The following is a 16,001-nucleotide window of genomic DNA, read 5'->3' on the forward strand; positions in this document are numbered from 1 at the left end:
TGACCTTCGTTAATTACTTGCGCAAAGAAGAAATAACTAAAAGGTATAATTACTTAGCTGTCGCTCAATGGTGTTGGTCACATGGGAAAGAAGGGGGCGCTAGGCCCCCTTTCCAAGTTTGTCAGATTTGAAGTTCAGCTTACTTCTTCACGACAGCGCCGTGCTCTTCCAGATAGGTTTTGGCTCGCAGACCAATGTCAGCGGCTTTAACCTGGAACTGCCACCACTGGTTCGCCCAAAGCATGGCGTTGTTCCAGTCTTCCTTGGCAGCTGCTTCTTCAGCCTTTTTCTTCACTTCCTCGATGCGGCCGAGCTGATCAGTCGCGTCTTCAACCAGTGCTACGACATTGTCGAAGTCTTTGAAGTTGGTGGACACGATGTAAGCGACAACAGAGTCGATGACTTGCTGAGTCTGCAAGTTGGTCTTGTACTGCTTGTCATAGTCAGCTTTGGTGTAGGTGGTACCAACACTCACTTCGCCAGAACCAGCTTTGGTGCCTTTCGGACGGACAATCAGGTAACCCTGCATTTCCAGATGAAGGGCAGAGCAGAACTCGGTGCAGAAGTATGGGAAGACGCCTGCACGGTCAGCCGTAAAGGTCGCAGAAGCAGTTTTGCCTGGTTCCAGTGACAGGTTGACGTTGTAGGTGTCCACTGCGAAGCCGTGGGTTTCATCCTCTGCACGTTCAGCATTGGTGAAGTGGAAGGAGACAACATCACCCTGTTCAACTTCAACAATCTCTGGTGTGAGGTGTGAACGAATGGCGGTGCCGTAGATGTCAACACGACCATCGGTGCGAACAATCTTCTCACGACCTGGACGTACAGCTGCTTCATGACGTTTGCCGGTACGGCTGTTTGTGCCATATTTGTAGCGAACAAGCGGCTTCAGTTTGTCAGCGGAGATAGCGACCACATAGTGAGGCTCACCAAGTGGAATTGGCATATCATAGAGCAATTCCATCTTGCTATTGCCGATATCAATCAGCTGGTGGTTCTGCGGATGCAGAGGACCAACTGGGTTGAAGCGGTCAATTGCAAGCTTGTTCAGGGCAACCAGATATTTGCCTTTAGGAGCAACGGTGTCGCCTTCCATGGTCATCAAGTGACCAATGTTGTAGTGAACGGAAACTTTGTCGAGGATCTTGCCTTCACAATAATTGTATTTGGCAACCTGACTGTCCACATACAACGAGGTGTAGGCGATACATGGAGTGCTGTCGAATTGGGTATGGAGAGGTCCAAGGCCCAGATCGATTTGCTTGTGAATCACAGATTCAAGATCAAGAATTGGAATGCCGTATGGGTCTTCGCCAGCATATTTCTTGTCTTTGATAGCCTGCTGCAGTTTCTCGAAGGAGTAAACGGTGACCTGGGTGTCCAGTTTACCGGATACGATGAGGAACTTACCGTCTGGAGTAACGTCCACACCGTGTGGAGACTTCACTTCAGGAGCCAGGAACAGAACGCCCTCAGCAACAGCAACATCCATGGTCAGAACCTGATGACCATTGATTTCCTTGCCTTTGCCTGCAGCAATCAGCTCAGCAGCTTTCTTCCAGTTCACGATATGCAGGAAGTCGGTGTCGTTTGCAGAACAGCCAGCTTCGAATGGAGGGCGACCGGACTCGATGCCGCCAACATAACGCTCGGAACAGAATGAGTTGGTGAAGGACCAACCGTCGGATACCAGTTTACCAGCATCGGACAAATCCTGAGAATATGGAGGCATTTCGACGGTGAAGGATTTGGACGGATCAATGCGGCCAGCTTCACGGTCAAATTTCCAGTAGGTCACACCACCGCGGTATTTCTCGTTGAACTCGGACAGTGGAGCATATTCGCCACCCAGAGGCGCAGCATATTGTGCGGCTTCCAGAACATAATCGGTGTTTGGCGTAACAAATGCACCACCATGCTCAGATTGGAAAACCGGATTGGCAACAATCTGCTGGGTTTCGAAGTCATGCAGATTGATGACTGCGATACGAGGGTTGGCCTTATCGTTGATGAAGAGCCATTCACCGTCATATTCACCATTGGTCTCGGAGATTGCAGGGTGGTGAGTATCACCCCAGGTCAACACGTTGCCCTTAGGAGAACCTTCTTCAAGGATTTTTTTGGATTCGTCATCAAAGCCGAAGCCCTGCCATGGTTCCGGTGTAAAGGCGGAAACATATTTCAGGATGCGCATGGACGGGATGCCGTAAACGATGACCTGGCCAGACTGACCACCGGAGGAGAAGGCAACAAATTCGTCGCGACCGCCGGTCGGGGTGTAGGTCTTGGCTGCGGCCAACAAGTCTTTCTGGGAAAGACCACGCCGCTTCATGACATCGTCCAGGGATTCAGCGGAATAAGCAGCTCCAGCAGCGCCAAAACCGATAATGGCAGCTGTGGAAGCGCCCAAGATACGCTTCAGAGATTTCATTGTAAGTGCCCCTTACATTTGAGCGCGTTCAATCGGGTTTCAGAGCATGGAGAAATCTGAGATTTGATCGAAACGCGAGAGAACATTACGTCCAACAAATTCGTAATGTGCGAAAACACGCGAGGACATATTGGTCGGGGCAGGGCATTTCCTACTTGACGATCATCAAGGAAGAAAAAGTTTTGGATCGTCATGCTTGAGCCATCTTGTCACAGGTCTCAATCCGTTCTAGCTTAGCTGGGCGGCATAAGATAGTTTGGCCAAAATAAAGAGCGAGATCGATTTTTTAAATGTTTGATTTAAAAAAGACATTTAAGATGATGCATTTCTCACTCTCTCTAAAAAAGGGAGATGGGCTGCATGCATTTGCGCTCGCTTTGGTCCTATTCGCACTCACCTTGCGGGCCGCGCTGCCTCTTGGCTTGGCCGTTACCGTAAATGAGGACGGAATTCCCCTGGTTATTTGCCAACAGGTGGCGACCGTCGCCAATTTGATGGCCGATGAAGATGGGGAAGAGCAGCCAGTCAATACGGCGTATAAATGCCCATATTGCATGGTTCTGAGCGCTGATGGCGCACCCTTGGCTAATCTTCTCGAGACCCCTGCAACTCCGGACTGGGTTGCGTTCTTGACGCTGAAACCTCTCAAACGAGAGCGGATTGTTCATGCAGCTCCAACACTGTCTGACAATCTCGGCAGAGACCCACCAAAATACGCTTGATCTCTTGATGATGTGCGTACGCGCTCACCATTCAGTCTGGCTATTTGCGTCCTGCCCCTTCGCATTCACCCTTTCGAATTTGGTTTGTAGCTTGTTCGTGTAGCTTCAGTATTTCATGGAATTTGCAAAAATATCTGTGAATGAATTCCTCTCAGAACAATGATGCGCCAGTTACGCCCAACTGAGGAGCGTATGCACGTGGTCTGAGTCGTGCCTTTTAAACCCATCACCGAGGGTTTGGCATGGTGCCAAATCCTCTCATTTCTCACGTTGATCCTTTTTAGAGACAGGAACTTCTTATGAAAAAGACTCTTGCTGGTGCCCTTATTGCGTCTGTTATGGCACTCACCCCCGCTCTCGCTGATGTGATGTCTGGCGATCTGACCATTTCCGGTGCCTTTGCCCGTGCGTCTGCTGGTAAAGCTACCGCAGGCGGTGCCTTCATGATGATCAAGAACAAAGGTGACGCAGATCGTCTGGTGTCTGCCAGCTCCGATGTTGCCGAACGCACCGAGCTACATACGCACATCAAGGATGGTGATGTGATGCGCATGCGTGAAGTAAAAGATGGTATTCCAGTGCCTGCCAAAGGCGAAGTCGCCCTGAAGCCAGGTGGATATCACGTGATGTTCATGAAGCTTCACAAGCCATTGAAAGCCGGTGAAAAATTCCCTGTCGAGCTGACCTTTGAGAAGGGCGGCAAAGTGACCGTCGAGATCGAAGTTGGCAAGGTCGGTGCCATGAAGGCCATGGACCATTCAAAAATGGATCATTCCAAAATGAAACATGGTGATATGAAAAAAGGTGATATGAAAAAATCGAACTAACGCGACACCCTCAAATTAGTCACGTTGGTAGAAGGTCGGTTTGCTCCCCGGCCCAATCCCTGCCAGGTTCAACTTGGCAGGGATTTTCAGGTGCTGAATAGCCAAATGCCGAATATTACGATCCACATAAGCTGAAACGCCGCTGTCTGGCTCAGAATTTTATTCAAGGATTGGGCATCCGCTGCGTGCCACAAGGAGCGAATGGGCAAGGTTAGAGCTATGACAAAGAGCAGCGCGGAAGCCGCTATTGCTGTGACTGATCCGTGTCCAAGATGGAGTGGGCCAAGTGAAGAAACGCTCATAAGGGCAGTGTAAAAGATCTTGGTGGCTTGAGGGCCAAGAAGGATGGCTAGCGTGCGACGACCGCCTTGTTCATCACCAATGCGATCTCTGTGATTGTTCACGATCAATACGGCAGCGGCTGGCAAGCCAGCATAGAGCCCCGCCACCAGCGCCATTTGGGACCAGAAACCGGTCAGTAGATAATGACTGCCTGCGACCGCAAATAGGCCAAAGAAGGCTAATACAAAAGCTTCTCCGAAAGGGGATGCTGCAATGGGATAGGGGCCACTGGAATAGGCCAAAGCGCAGATGATACCAGCCAGACCAATGGCAAGAATGGGCCAACCGCCTGCAAAAACCAGAAACAGTCCGCATAGTGATGCAATTGCTAGAAATAAGAGCGCGGCGAGCCGAACTTGTTGCGCACTTAATAATCCCATTGATGTCATGCGAGCTGGGCCAAGGCGCGTGGTTTGATCGTCCAGCCCACTATCGGAATCAGCTGCGTCATTCCATAGGTTGGTTGCGATCTGTATCGCCATTGCAGCAAGGGCTATAATGGGAAATAAATACCAGTAGGTGAGGGATCCCTCACGGCCGCCAATAAGAGCTGAGAGAATGACAGGGCCAAGGGACAGGAGTAGTGTTTTAGGTCGAATGGCAGCAAGCCAAATGCCAATCATGCCTGATGGCGCATTGTTTGGGGCTTGCTGTGGGGCCATGGAATTCTCCTGATTGATCCATCAAACTTAATTTGAGCTGCTCGACTAGCATACGGATCTTTAAGCGTCCACTTTCTCGGCAATATGAATTGCGGCGATCCCGAATAGCACTTTCTCGGTATGAACGACCTCGAGACCGGAAATCTCAAGCGCTTCGCTGACCACCTCAATAGGCGGAAATCCTGCGATTGATTCAACCAGATAGCGATAAGCACCGCGGTTGCCTGTCACCAATGCACCGATTGCCGGAATGACCAGCCTCGCATAGAAGCGATAAAAGGGAGCAAGCCAAGCGTCAGGCTGAGAGAATTCGAGAATATGCAGTCTTCCACCGGGCTTTAAAACACGAGCAATCTCGGTAAAAGCGAGACTCGGACGCGTGAAGTTTCGAAGGCCAAAGGAAAGGGTAGCACCTGAGACACTGCTAGCAGGAAGAGGCCAGTCCTCAGCTTGAGCCTCAACGTAGGAACATTTCTCTCCCAATCGCTCTTTGGCCACGGCCAGCATCTTGGACGAGGGATCTAGGACGCAAATTTCACGTCCGGGCAATTGTGTCAGTAGTAACTTGGCGATATCACCAGTACCACCAGCAACATCATAGATGGGACCCTCGGGAAGATCTTTAACCCGCGAGACAAAACGTTGCTTCCAAAGCCGATGCATACCGCCGCTCATCAGATCATTCATAAGATCATAGCGAGAGGCGATGGATTGAAAGAGGGATCGAATATTGTTCTGCCGGGTTTCTGGCGTCACATTTTGTGTACCGAAGGCCGTGCTGAGCTCATCTAGAGTGCAAGGAAGAGGATTGGGCTCAGCCATATCGGGTGAGCCCTGGATCTGTGTGTCCTGGGACATGAAGGTCCTTACTCGGGTTAACCCGTTCGGTATATTTGATGTATCAATCTTTGACTATTGGCGAATGAGAATATCAAACTCGTCAGATTTCAATTCACCGGTCTTGTAACCCGTGATGCAATAGCCTTCACTATTGATGGTGCCGACGGTAATGGTGTCTTCATAATCGATTCGGCACATATAGAGTTTGCGATCACCACGAAGGGTGCCAGCGCTGACATCTTCGGCATTAGCCGGAAGCTGACGACGTTTTGCAGAAACCCAGTCGGTATTCTTGGCAAAGATCAGCACTTCATATTCGCTATAAGGGCGGCTCATGCCATCGCCACCAATCTGACAACGCAAATCTTCAAGATAGCCAATTTCGAAATCCTTGCGATGACGCACACGGCAAACCCGCACGATCTGATCTTCAGTTTTGCCTGCGGAATAAAGGCTGTCTGGAATAGCTTTGCCAGCGAGATAGATCCATTGCATGTGGGCAGGGTCCTCAATCTTCAAGGCATGCGCGGGTGAGGGTACCAGTCCCATTCCTATAAATGGGAGCAGGAGTGCCATGGATGCCAGTTTGGACCTGTTTTTCATTGCTTTACCCTTCCATAGACACATCTTTGATGTGCTACTGCCCACGTTTGGGCTTGTACTGTTTAGAGAATTTCCTCAAGCTTCTTCGTAATGCGCTCTGGCGGCGAATTATGCGTGAAATGTGCCACATAGCGACCATCCGTCCCCATCAAATAGAGGATGGAGGAATGGTCCACGGGGTAAAGCTCGGGATCCTGAGATTTGTCGATCTTGTAGTAGGCCTTGTAAGCCGCAACCATGCTGTCAATTTGCTCGCGAGTGCCGGTAACGCCAATAAATGTGTCATGGAAGGTCTTGGCATAGTCTTCCAAATCTTCCCCCTGATCGCGGTCCGGATCGACGGAGACAAAGAACGTCTGGGTTTTCTGTTGCTTGTCCTTTGGCATGGCATCCAACGCCGTAGACAAGGTCGCTAGCGATGTCGGACAGACATCAGGGCATGATGTGTAGCCGAAATAGATGAAGGTGAAGCGGCCATCCAGGGCTTGCTCGGTGATAGGAGAGCCGTCGGCCATAACCAACTCAAACGGCCCGCCAATAGTCGGGCCATCATCTTCTTGCCCCATCATCAAAATGGCGAAGGCTGCTGCAATCAAGGGCATAAGCATGACCCAGGTCCAAAGCATTCTGGACTTTCGGGAAGACTTTGATTTCCGGGGAGAAGTCACGATGTCTCCTTTTGTTGCAAGGTTGTGAAGATAGTCTGCCAATCACTGGTCCAAAAGCCTTGACCAAGCTCAAACATCTGGATCTATCAGACGCTTATGCCCATCGAGAGATGTATTTGTCAAAAAGAATGCCACAAAAATCAAAGATAGGTTTTGCCTCCTCGGAAGAGAAAAGGAAGATCTCGAATATGAGCAATTAGCAGATGAAAGCAAGGGCAAAGCTTAACCAAAGTCAAGGGTTTGCAAGGTCGGATTCGGCTAATCTGTTGCTAATTGCAGAGCGTGCGTAAACGGTCCATTTATGCGCATTGCCTTGCTTTTGGGGCTGTGATTACAGTCCCATGCCCCGGCAGTTACGCTTGGCCTTGTGTCGCTTGGACCGGGCAAAGGGTCGAGTAGCGCTGCTGGGGCTCTCCATGTTTTCTCAAAATTCGTACTATTGACGCGTACATGGAATCATATAGGCCATGTAATCTTCAGCGTTTGACGGATTTTGGAGATAAGTGTATCGGCAGTTATTGGGCAGCATCTTGACAAGCAATTTGATGACCTGACCCAAACAAGGCTTGTTCAATATCATGGGCGACTATATCTGCAACCCATTCCTCACCACCAACGGGAGGCAGGTAATGAACGCCATTCGGACTCTTGATTCTCAGTGCGCTCATATCATCAATACTGTGGGAGCCAAGCCCATTGAAAAGCGGCAGAACAAGACTTTGAGGGTTCAGATCCGGTACGATATCTTCGAGATAAGGTGCTTCATCGAGAAAAGCACAATGGACTTCCGAAAAGCGCCCGCTTTCAGACAAATAGTTTGCCAATTGATTGGCGCGCAAGGATGACTGCTTATCGACGGATGCACCATGGGCGGCAATAAGCAGGGGAGGTATCTCCGCTTGTCTGCCTAGACCCGCCAGAGTCCGTTTCAGATTGTTCAGGAGAGCAGGACCAAGCTGTGGGGAGATGCCAAAAGGGGCAAGCATTGTTAACTCGTTGCCATGAAACCCGACTGCCTCGCGTATTTTTTTTGGCAAGATGCGGGAGACGAAAAATCCATCGCTCATGAAAAATGGATAGATATAGCGATCCTCAGCAGAGAGACCGTCCCAACCTTCAGATAGAGACGGCTCGCCTTTCAAAACACCAGCTTCAATTTCCACGCCATCTAGCCGATCACGAATCTGGTCAACCAGATCAAGCAATGCAGCATTGTTCAGCCGACCACCCCGTTCACCATGGGCGACCATCAACACGCCTTTACCGAGGGTGAAGTGGAATCCAGAGTTGGAAACAGGGTCGGTCGGTATGTGGTCCATCAGTGACTGGTTCCTTCGGAGAAGGTGATCTTGTTCCATACGTTATATTTGCCAGACGGTTTGCTCATCTTCATACGCTTGACCTCCTTGAAGGTCTTCGCGTCATAAATGATGATCATCCCGTCTTTTTCCCAGATCGACATGATGGCATGTTTGCCATCTCGGTCAAATTCGATATGGGCGGCAGTCTTGCCAGGAATCGGCTGGATGGTCTTGACGATCTCCAACGTCTTCTTGTCGATGATATGCATCTTATCCTTATTCGGACCAAAGAAGACACCGGACCACGCATAAGGAGAATTTTCATGACTGCGCATGAAAAAACCGGGTCCTTCTGTCTCGATGGTCTTCACAATGGACCAATTATCCATATCAACCACGCTGACTTTGGCTTCGCGCAGATGCGGCGTCGCCATGACGGTCTTTTTGTTCCACTTCCAGCTGATACCGGATCCCAGATGCGGAAAACCCGGAAGCGGTATCTTGCCCAAGACGGAGCCATCTTTCATATCAATGGCCATACCGGTTTTTCCGTCTCGTGCAGATCCCATAAGCTGGTTATAGGACTGATCAAAAAAGAAATCATCCAGTGGTTCGGGAACTGAAATGCGTCGCAGATCGAACAACTCACGGCTGCCGTCCTTGGCTCTTTGCGACGCGATGTCCCACACTTCAGCGATATCTTTAAAGGCCACTATGAATCTACCATGGAATGGATCCTGATAAACCGCTGAAACACGAGAAGAATTTCCATTCTCTGCGCGAGCGTCGAATATTTTTTCTACGCTGAGGTCTTTTGTAGATAGCACTACAAGGTTGTGCGGGAGGTAGCTTGCGACCGCCAAATGTTGGCCATCGGCTGACATCGCAATATTGCGCGAATTGATGCCAACTCGAATTTTGGCCACGACCTGCAGGGACCAGACATCATATTTCATCACCCAGCCGTCGCGGCTCATGAAGAAGACATAATGTCCGTCCGGAGTATATTTCGGCCCCCCATGCAAGGCATATGGGGTCTCAAAGCGGTCAAGGCGAGTAAAGGTATCGCCATCCAGCACAGAAGCATGATGGTCACCGGTTTCCACGACAATGAAAATATTCATCGGATCGCCGGTAAAGACCGGTTTGTTCGCGGGTTTGTAGTCTTCGTTGAACTCGCGGGTCGCCATGATGTCGGCTTCATCCCATTTCGGGACATAGCCAAGTGGTTGCTTGATGTAATCTGCCAGTGCTGCGATCTGCGCTTCGCTCAGATCCTCGCCGAACGCAGGCATCTGTGTTTGTTCCAAACCAGCTGAGATGATTTTGGAGAGATGCTTGGCTTTTTTGCGCTTCAAAGTCTGGGGAATGAGGGCAGGGCCAGTTCCACCCAAGCGCTCAGCTTGATGGCATTCTGCACAATTGTCGGCATAAAGCTTGGCTGCATCAATCACCTCGGAAAGAGATGGACTGGCAACACTGGCCATCAGCGCAGAGCCGATAGCAACAGACAGGATTGAATATTTAGCCATAATTATGCTTTGCCTCATTGCGAACGCCGGTGAATGGACGCGTAACCAGACGATCAGCTGATGGGGTTTCCAGCCCGATCTCTTCATCAGTGAGATAACAGGCAGGATCTTCCGCCCAAGGATCGCCGGACAGCTGCAAGGCCCGAACACGCGTATTGCCACCGCAAATGTTCATGTAGGCGCATTGACCACATCGTCCTTTGATGGCACGCGGGCGTTGTTTCAAACCGGCAAGCAACGGATCGGACAAATCAGTCCAGATATCAGAGAAATTGCGCTCTTTGACATTGCCAAGAGTGTAATGCCACCAGAAGCTATCCGGATGCACATTGCCCAAATTGTCGATATTGGCGATGTTGATGCCTGTCGCATTGCCGCCCCAGCGGATAAGCAATTCGCGAAGATACTCTTCCTTCTCGGGCATGCGCTCGCGTACCCAATGCAGAAGGAACACGCCATCGGCATCATTGTTGCCGGTCACGAATTCCTTGCTCTCACCATTCTGGACAGATTGCCAAGCACGCTCAATGAGATCTGTCATCACATTTCGGGTCATTTCCCAATGGGCATCGTCACCGCGGTTCTTGTTGCCACGACCTGCATAAACCAGATGGGAGAGATAAATCTTGTCGACCTGTTCTTTCTCACAAAGATCCAGATAATCAGGTAGCGTATGGGCATTGTCCAAGGTGACGGTAAAGCGCAGACCGACTTTCACATTGCGTTCGCGCAGCAGGCGCACAGCATGCAGGCTCTTGTCAAAGGCGCCAGCCAACCCGCGAAAATCGTCATGGACCTTGCCAAGGCCATCCAGTGAGATGCCGACATAATTGTAGCCAATCTCGGCCAGTTTATCGACATTGCTTTCATCAATCAGCACACCATTGGTCGAGAGGCCGACATAGAATTTCATGTCTTTGGCGCGCTGGGAAACATCATAGATGTCAGGCCGCATCAATGGCTCACCGCCAGACAGGATCAGGACGGGGACACGGAATCCCTTCAGATCATCCATCACGTCATAGACTTGTGAGGTTGACAATTCACCTGGGAAATCCACATCACCAGAAGTCGAGTAGCAATGCTTGCATTTCAGGTTACAGCGGCGGATCAGGTTCCAGATCACCACTGGTCCGGGAGGCTCGCGATGAGGCCCCAAGGGTTTGGGATCTGCAATGGCTCTGAGATAATGCGTCAAGCGGAACACGGTTGGACCTCCGTTTTGCGTGAGCGAGCCGCATATGCATAAAAGTGGCCTGGAATTGATTGCCCTCCCATGGTCAGTGGAAGGGCAAAAGCCTAGCTTTTAGCAAGCCTTAGCCCGGTCTTCTTCAAGATGGCGCTAGAATAGAGAATGTCCCAGCTTTGACACTTGTCGCTGGTCAAGTTCTCGATAATTTTCGCTTTTTCCGCCACTTCATCCCGATTACTGCCATGTATCATGGCAAACAGGTTATAGGGCCAATCGGGCAGAGCGCGCGGACGGCGATAGCAGTGTGACACAAAGTCCAAGGCACCGATCTGCTCGCCCAGCTCATCAACAAACTCATCATCAACATTCCACACGGACATGCCATTGGCAGTCACGCCCAACTTGTAATGGTTGGGCACGCCAGCAACACGACGGATGACACCGCTTTCCTTCATGATGCGCAAGCGTTCGATGATTTCCGACTCAGCCAACCCGAGATCCAGCGCCAGATCCAACCATGGGCGAGTGGTCAGTGGCATGCCACTTTGAAGCGCAGTGACAATCTGACGATCAACAGCATCCAGCATGACTAAACCTCGATCTTCAGCGAGATGAAAAATTCCCGCTCTTTAGGAAATAGAAGCACTTCAAGGCCGGTTTCAGTCTCAATCTTGCTGGCGACTTCCTCAATGGCTTCCTGACGGTCGCTCCCAACCACGAACCACATATTGAGCTTGTGGTCGCGCTTGTAGTTATGGGCAACTTCGTCGTGACCATTGACGATCTCGGTAACCTCATCATATCGGACCAAAGGCACCTTCATGGCGCAAAGGCAGAATTTACCACCCATCCTGTCGGCATCGAACATGGGGCCAAAGCGCGAAAAGATGCCCATATCGAGTAGGCGCTGAATACGATCGAACAATTCCGGCTGAGACAGGCGAAATTTCTTGGCGATTTCACGATAGGGTTCTTCGACCAGATCAAGACCATCTTGCAGACAATTGATCAGGCCTTTATCGATCTCATCAAGCTCCAGCATCAGGGCTTTCACCTGTCGCTGGCGTTCTTGCTCGTGAGTGAATGGTCTTTTTTGGGCTGCTTGCATTGGCCCATTCCTTTTATTGTGCTGCCACAGTATGAGGAGAGGGACTACGGGCAGCGGGTCCTAACTGGGCTCCGCGCTGTTTGAAACAGCGGCGTGAAAACAAAATGGTGTGATTGCGGGCATTAAGGCCAACCTGGCAATTGAGGCGATCAATCACGCACTTGGCTTCCTCACGACTGGAGGAATGCACCATGCAATAAAGGTTATACGGCCAACGACCTTCATGACGATTGCGTCGGTAGCAAAGACTGACACCGGGATCTCGCGCCAGCTTGGGTGCAATTTGATCAACCATATCATCGGCGATATCCCACACAACCATGGCATTGGACTTGAAACCGACGCGCCGATGAAGAACAACACAGCCAAACCGGCGAATGATCTTGCCTTCAAGCAGATCGGTAAGGCGACCAATCACACGAGCTTCGGTCCAGCCCAGTGTCTTTGCAAGTTCCATATAGGGACGTCCGACCAGAGGAAGGCCATCTTCCAAGGCGCCCAGTAGAATGCGATCTTCCGGTTGAATGCAGGACATATCAGCTTCTTCGGCGCGAACAACCTTGGTATGGCTGCGATTGGGGCGAATGCTGAAGCCGAGATCCAGATGATAGGCTTGCTCCAAGCGGAAGGGATAAACCTGATAACCGGTAGTGGCCTCGATATCAGCCAGTATCTGATCAACATTCTGCCGGTCAGACGCAGTGACAACGAACCAAAGATTGAGTTCATTCTCGCGTTCATAGTTATGGTTCACACCGGCAAATGAGGATATGCTGGCCGCAATTTCGTCCACCTGGTCGATTGGGACGGCCATCGCGGCCAGCACGCTGGCACCAATTGTATTCGGTGCCAGAATTGTACCGATCCGGGAAAGAATTCGTTGTTCTTTCAGCGCTTTGTAGCGCTCAAGAACATAAGATTCCCGAACATCGTTTTGTTTTGCAATAACGGAGAAGGGCCGTGGCACCAGAGGGAAATTCCGTTGCCAATCATCGACAATGGCCATATCCAGCTCATCAAGCTCCGCGAAAGCTCCTGTTGCCACATTGCTCATCTCAACCACTCCTATAGCCCGATTTTATGTGCGCGGGCTGTGAAGAAGATGCCGCTTGGTTTTTTGGCAGGCAAGGAGCTGACTTTCTTCAAGGTCTGCGTATCATAAACCTGAACCTCATCCGCGCCGCGAACACTCATCCAGACCTCATGGCCACGGGGGGTGAATTCCATATGCAGAACGGCAGGGCCGGGTTTGAGGGTTTTGATGATTTTACGGCTTGGCAAATCTATCACTTGAATGGTGTCATTTTTCGGAGGGGCAAAATTCACCCAGATCTGCCGGCCATCAGGTCGAGCCATGGCAAATACAGGCTGGCCATAAACCTCGATGCGATCGGTCTCGGTAAAGCTGTTGCTGTCCATCAGCAAAACTTCATGGCGACCAATAGCTGGCAGCACAAACTGGCCAGATGCCTTCGCCCATCCTTCCAGATGCGGCATCTTATAGACGGGTAGCTTCTTCTCGCCTTTGCCATACCCTTTCAGGATGCGCTCGCCTTTGAGCTCAGTCGCCCAAAGGTCAATATGGCTCAAACCGTCTTCGCCAAACAAGCCGGTGATGTAATGACGGCCATCACCGGTTACCAGAGCGTCATATGGATATTCGCCCATATTCGGGATTTTCTGGACTTCAGGTTTGTTGCCTCTGGAAAAATCTGCAATCCAGGTCTCGCCAGCATCCCATAGAGTGAAGACGAATTTGCGACCAGGCAGGTCGACAAGGCCAACAGTCTTGGATAAAGCATCATCCTTGCCATATTTGGCTGGAAGGTCAGCTACCAGCTCCAACGTCTCAGCGTCAAAGACTTTCACGCCACCTGGCTCATAATTGGAAACAGCAATCAGCTTGCCATCGTCAGAAATTGCGCCACCAATGGAGTTCCCACCTTGTACGATGCGTTTGACGATTTCGCCCTTCAGCATGTCAATCTTGGTCAGGCCGCCATCACGTCCAAAGATATAGGCATACCTCTCATCGCGGGAGTAAACGGCAGAGGCGTGGGAGATATCACCCAATCCTTCAACACGCTTCAATGTCGTGCGACTAGTGGTTTCAACAATCAGAATGGACCCCGTTGCTCGTTCAATGATCAAACCAAGATCACCGGTGCCTCGCAGCATCTCCTCGGCAGATGCACCAGCTGAGCCAAGCATGATAGGAGCGCTCACTGCGCAAACCATTGCAATATTTGAAAGGAATGACTTGCTCATTCGATGTTTCCTTCTTTCAAAGCCTTGGCAATCTGTTTGGCTTGCGCCTCATCCAGAATTCCGCGCCAGGGCGGCATCGCAGTATCTGGTATGCCGTCCAGAATGATTTCTTCCAAAGTCTCCAGATCGAAGTGATCCAGATTTTCCTTCAGCAAGGGGCGACCGAGGCCACCTTTCAGGCTGAGGCCATGGCAAGCCCCGCAATCCTGACGAACGAATTCGGACATTTCCGAATGCGTTTCGAAGTCATATTCACCCGCTTGAGCAGCGGAGAAGATAAAAGCAGAAGCTATGCAAAGGCCGATTATCAGTCCGGCCTTGGCCAGCATTGCGACAAAAGGCTTAGCCATGAGCTGCCTCCTTTGCAGGAGTAGCGATGGGAGTGCCTTCGTCGACATGTAATTGACCGGTAAAGGAGGCAACTTCGCCGATGATGAACAGGGTAGGAGCTTTCAGTTCAGCTTGTTTTGCTACTTGATGAATGCTGCGTAAATCAGCCAGCACATGACGTTCATCCTTGGTTGTACCCTTGGAGATGGCCAGAACCGGGATGTCTGCTCGCATGCCATTCGCAATCAGTTCACGAGAGATCTGCTCGATCGCTGCCAGACCCATATAAACCACCAACGTGGTGGCCTCATCGGCAAGGCTGGACCAGTTCAGATCCAGAGGAACATCATTGCGACAATGGCCGGTGACATAGCGCACACCGGTTGCCATACCCCGATGGGTAAGAGGGACATGCAGACTGGTAGAGCAGCCTTGCGCTGCTGTAATGCCCGGCACCACCTCAAAGGGAATACCAGCCTCCACCAGACGTTGTGCTTCTTCCGACCCACGGCCAAAAATAAAAGGGTCGCCACCTTTCAAGCGAACAATTGTCGTTGCTTTGTGCGCATGCTCAACCAACAATTCATTGATGCCTTCTTGTGGCACCATGTGATGTTTGGGAGCTTTGCCAACTGGTACCAGAACAGCATCTTTGGGAACCAGCTCCATAATTTCATCTGAGACCAGACGATCATAAATAACCACCTCGGCAGACTGCAGGCAGCGCAAGGCTTTTACGGTCAGGAGGTCTGGGTCTCCTGGGCCTGCGCCAATCAGAAATACTTTGCCTGTTTTTTCCATAAGGTCTCTCCGGGCGGTCGTTTGGTCTGGTCCTGTCAGTCTGATCGCATTCGGCGTTTGAGCAATTGACCAAAGCCAAAAACAATCTATGGAATGAATATTTTTACTCACTCCAGAGCAGAGGATTTAGAAAGGTGCACATATCTGGAAAGGCTTGTTCAGCATCACTCGAATAAATGAGTGAAGAATCACAAGTGAGGAAGATTTGGACCTTTGCAGACAGTGGTATTGGTCCTCTGTCTGGCTAAAGCATTCAAATATCGGGCTCTTCTTACATTGACTTTGGTCAAGATTTTTTCTTGCTCTCTGTAACAGTATGCAAACAAAGGAAAATTTAGCTGATATTGGTTGTATGAATGAGTTTTTTATGACTA

General features: G+C 50.5%; 16 protein-coding genes. 2 read left to right on the plus strand and 14 right to left on the minus strand.

Annotated features, from left to right (window positions below):
• Window positions 1-139: 139 nt before the first annotated feature.
• Window positions 140-2,431, minus strand: a complete 2,292-nt coding sequence (gene nosZ, locus CRO57_RS03545; RefSeq protein WP_097152007.1) for a Sec-dependent nitrous-oxide reductase — start codon at window positions 2,429-2,431, stop codon at window positions 140-142.
• 317 nt (window positions 2,432-2,748) lie between these two features.
• Here nosZ and CRO57_RS03550 point away from each other — a divergent pair, with 317 nt between their 5' ends.
• The gene (locus CRO57_RS03550; RefSeq protein ID WP_141401174.1) at window positions 2,749-3,153 is read left to right on the plus strand and encodes a DUF2946 family protein; all 405 of its coding nucleotides are present in this window, start codon (window positions 2,749-2,751) and stop codon (window positions 3,151-3,153) included.
• A 299-nt stretch (window positions 3,154-3,452) separates the two neighbouring features.
• Window positions 3,453-3,980 (plus strand): copper chaperone PCu(A)C, encoded by a 528-nt coding sequence (locus tag CRO57_RS03555; RefSeq protein WP_097152009.1) that lies wholly within the window; start codon window positions 3,453-3,455, stop codon window positions 3,978-3,980.
• 86 nt (window positions 3,981-4,066) lie between these two features.
• Here the strand turns inward: CRO57_RS03555 and menA are convergent, their stop codons facing one another.
• The 13 genes from menA to cobA all read right to left on the minus strand — a co-directional run bounded on the left by menA (window position 4,067) and on the right by cobA (window position 15,627).
• Window positions 4,067-4,984 carry a 1,4-dihydroxy-2-naphthoate octaprenyltransferase gene (menA, locus tag CRO57_RS03560; RefSeq protein WP_097152010.1) on the minus strand — a complete coding sequence of 306 codons (918 nt, stop codon included), beginning with the start codon at window positions 4,982-4,984 and terminating at the stop codon, window positions 4,067-4,069.
• Window positions 4,985-5,044: 60 nt separating this feature from the next.
• Window positions 5,045-5,842 carry a ubiquinone/menaquinone biosynthesis methyltransferase gene (locus tag CRO57_RS03565; RefSeq protein ID WP_097152011.1) on the minus strand — a complete coding sequence of 266 codons (798 nt, stop codon included), beginning with the start codon at window positions 5,840-5,842 and terminating at the stop codon, window positions 5,045-5,047.
• Window positions 5,843-5,896: 54 nt separating this feature from the next.
• A complete protein-coding gene (locus CRO57_RS03570) occupies window positions 5,897-6,427 on the minus strand; it encodes a DM9 repeat-containing protein (protein WP_170955935.1) in 531 nt (176 codons plus the stop codon).
• 62 nt (window positions 6,428-6,489) lie between these two features.
• Window positions 6,490-7,035: an SCO family protein gene (locus CRO57_RS03575; RefSeq protein ID WP_170955936.1), complete on the minus strand. Its 546-nt coding sequence runs from the start codon at window positions 7,033-7,035 to the stop codon at window positions 6,490-6,492.
• Window positions 7,036-7,610: 575 nt separating this feature from the next.
• The gene (locus CRO57_RS03585) at window positions 7,611-8,414 is read right to left on the minus strand and encodes a CbiX/SirB N-terminal domain-containing protein (protein ID WP_170955937.1); all 804 of its coding nucleotides are present in this window, start codon (window positions 8,412-8,414) and stop codon (window positions 7,611-7,613) included.
• Window positions 8,414-9,928, minus strand: a complete 1,515-nt coding sequence (locus CRO57_RS03590; protein ID WP_210200741.1) for a nitrite reductase — start codon at window positions 9,926-9,928, stop codon at window positions 8,414-8,416. The genes CRO57_RS03585 and CRO57_RS03590 overlap by 1 nt, the downstream gene beginning before the upstream one ends.
• Window positions 9,921-11,135, minus strand: a complete 1,215-nt coding sequence (gene nirJ / locus CRO57_RS03595; RefSeq protein WP_097152017.1) for a heme d1 biosynthesis radical SAM protein NirJ — start codon at window positions 11,133-11,135, stop codon at window positions 9,921-9,923. The genes CRO57_RS03590 and nirJ overlap by 8 nt, the downstream gene beginning before the upstream one ends.
• A 92-nt stretch (window positions 11,136-11,227) precedes the next feature.
• Complete coding sequence (gene ahbB / locus CRO57_RS03600; protein ID WP_097152018.1) at window positions 11,228-11,707, minus strand: siroheme decarboxylase subunit beta; 480 nt, start codon at window positions 11,705-11,707, stop codon at window positions 11,228-11,230.
• Between the two features lie 2 nt (window positions 11,708-11,709).
• Window positions 11,710-12,228 (minus strand): Lrp/AsnC family transcriptional regulator, encoded by a 519-nt coding sequence (locus CRO57_RS03605; protein WP_210200742.1) that lies wholly within the window; start codon window positions 12,226-12,228, stop codon window positions 11,710-11,712.
• Between the two features lie 13 nt (window positions 12,229-12,241).
• On the minus strand, window positions 12,242-13,282 hold the full coding sequence (ahbB, locus tag CRO57_RS03610; protein ID WP_097152019.1) for a siroheme decarboxylase subunit beta: 1,041 nt from the start codon (window positions 13,280-13,282) through the stop codon (window positions 12,242-12,244).
• 11 nt (window positions 13,283-13,293) lie between these two features.
• Complete coding sequence (locus CRO57_RS03615; RefSeq protein ID WP_097152020.1) at window positions 13,294-14,496, minus strand: cytochrome D1 domain-containing protein; 1,203 nt, start codon at window positions 14,494-14,496, stop codon at window positions 13,294-13,296.
• A complete protein-coding gene (locus CRO57_RS03620; RefSeq protein ID WP_210200743.1) occupies window positions 14,493-14,846 on the minus strand; it encodes a c-type cytochrome in 354 nt (117 codons plus the stop codon). Before CRO57_RS03620 ends, CRO57_RS03615 begins: the two co-directional genes overlap by 4 nt.
• Window positions 14,839-15,627 carry a uroporphyrinogen-III C-methyltransferase gene (cobA, locus tag CRO57_RS03625; protein WP_097152021.1) on the minus strand — a complete coding sequence of 263 codons (789 nt, stop codon included), beginning with the start codon at window positions 15,625-15,627 and terminating at the stop codon, window positions 14,839-14,841. The genes CRO57_RS03620 and cobA overlap by 8 nt, the downstream gene beginning before the upstream one ends.
• Window positions 15,628-16,001 lie beyond the last annotated feature (374 nt).

The sequence above is a fragment of the Cohaesibacter gelatinilyticus genome (assembly GCF_900215605.1).
Lineage (GTDB): Bacteria > Pseudomonadota > Alphaproteobacteria > Rhizobiales > Cohaesibacteraceae > Cohaesibacter > Cohaesibacter gelatinilyticus.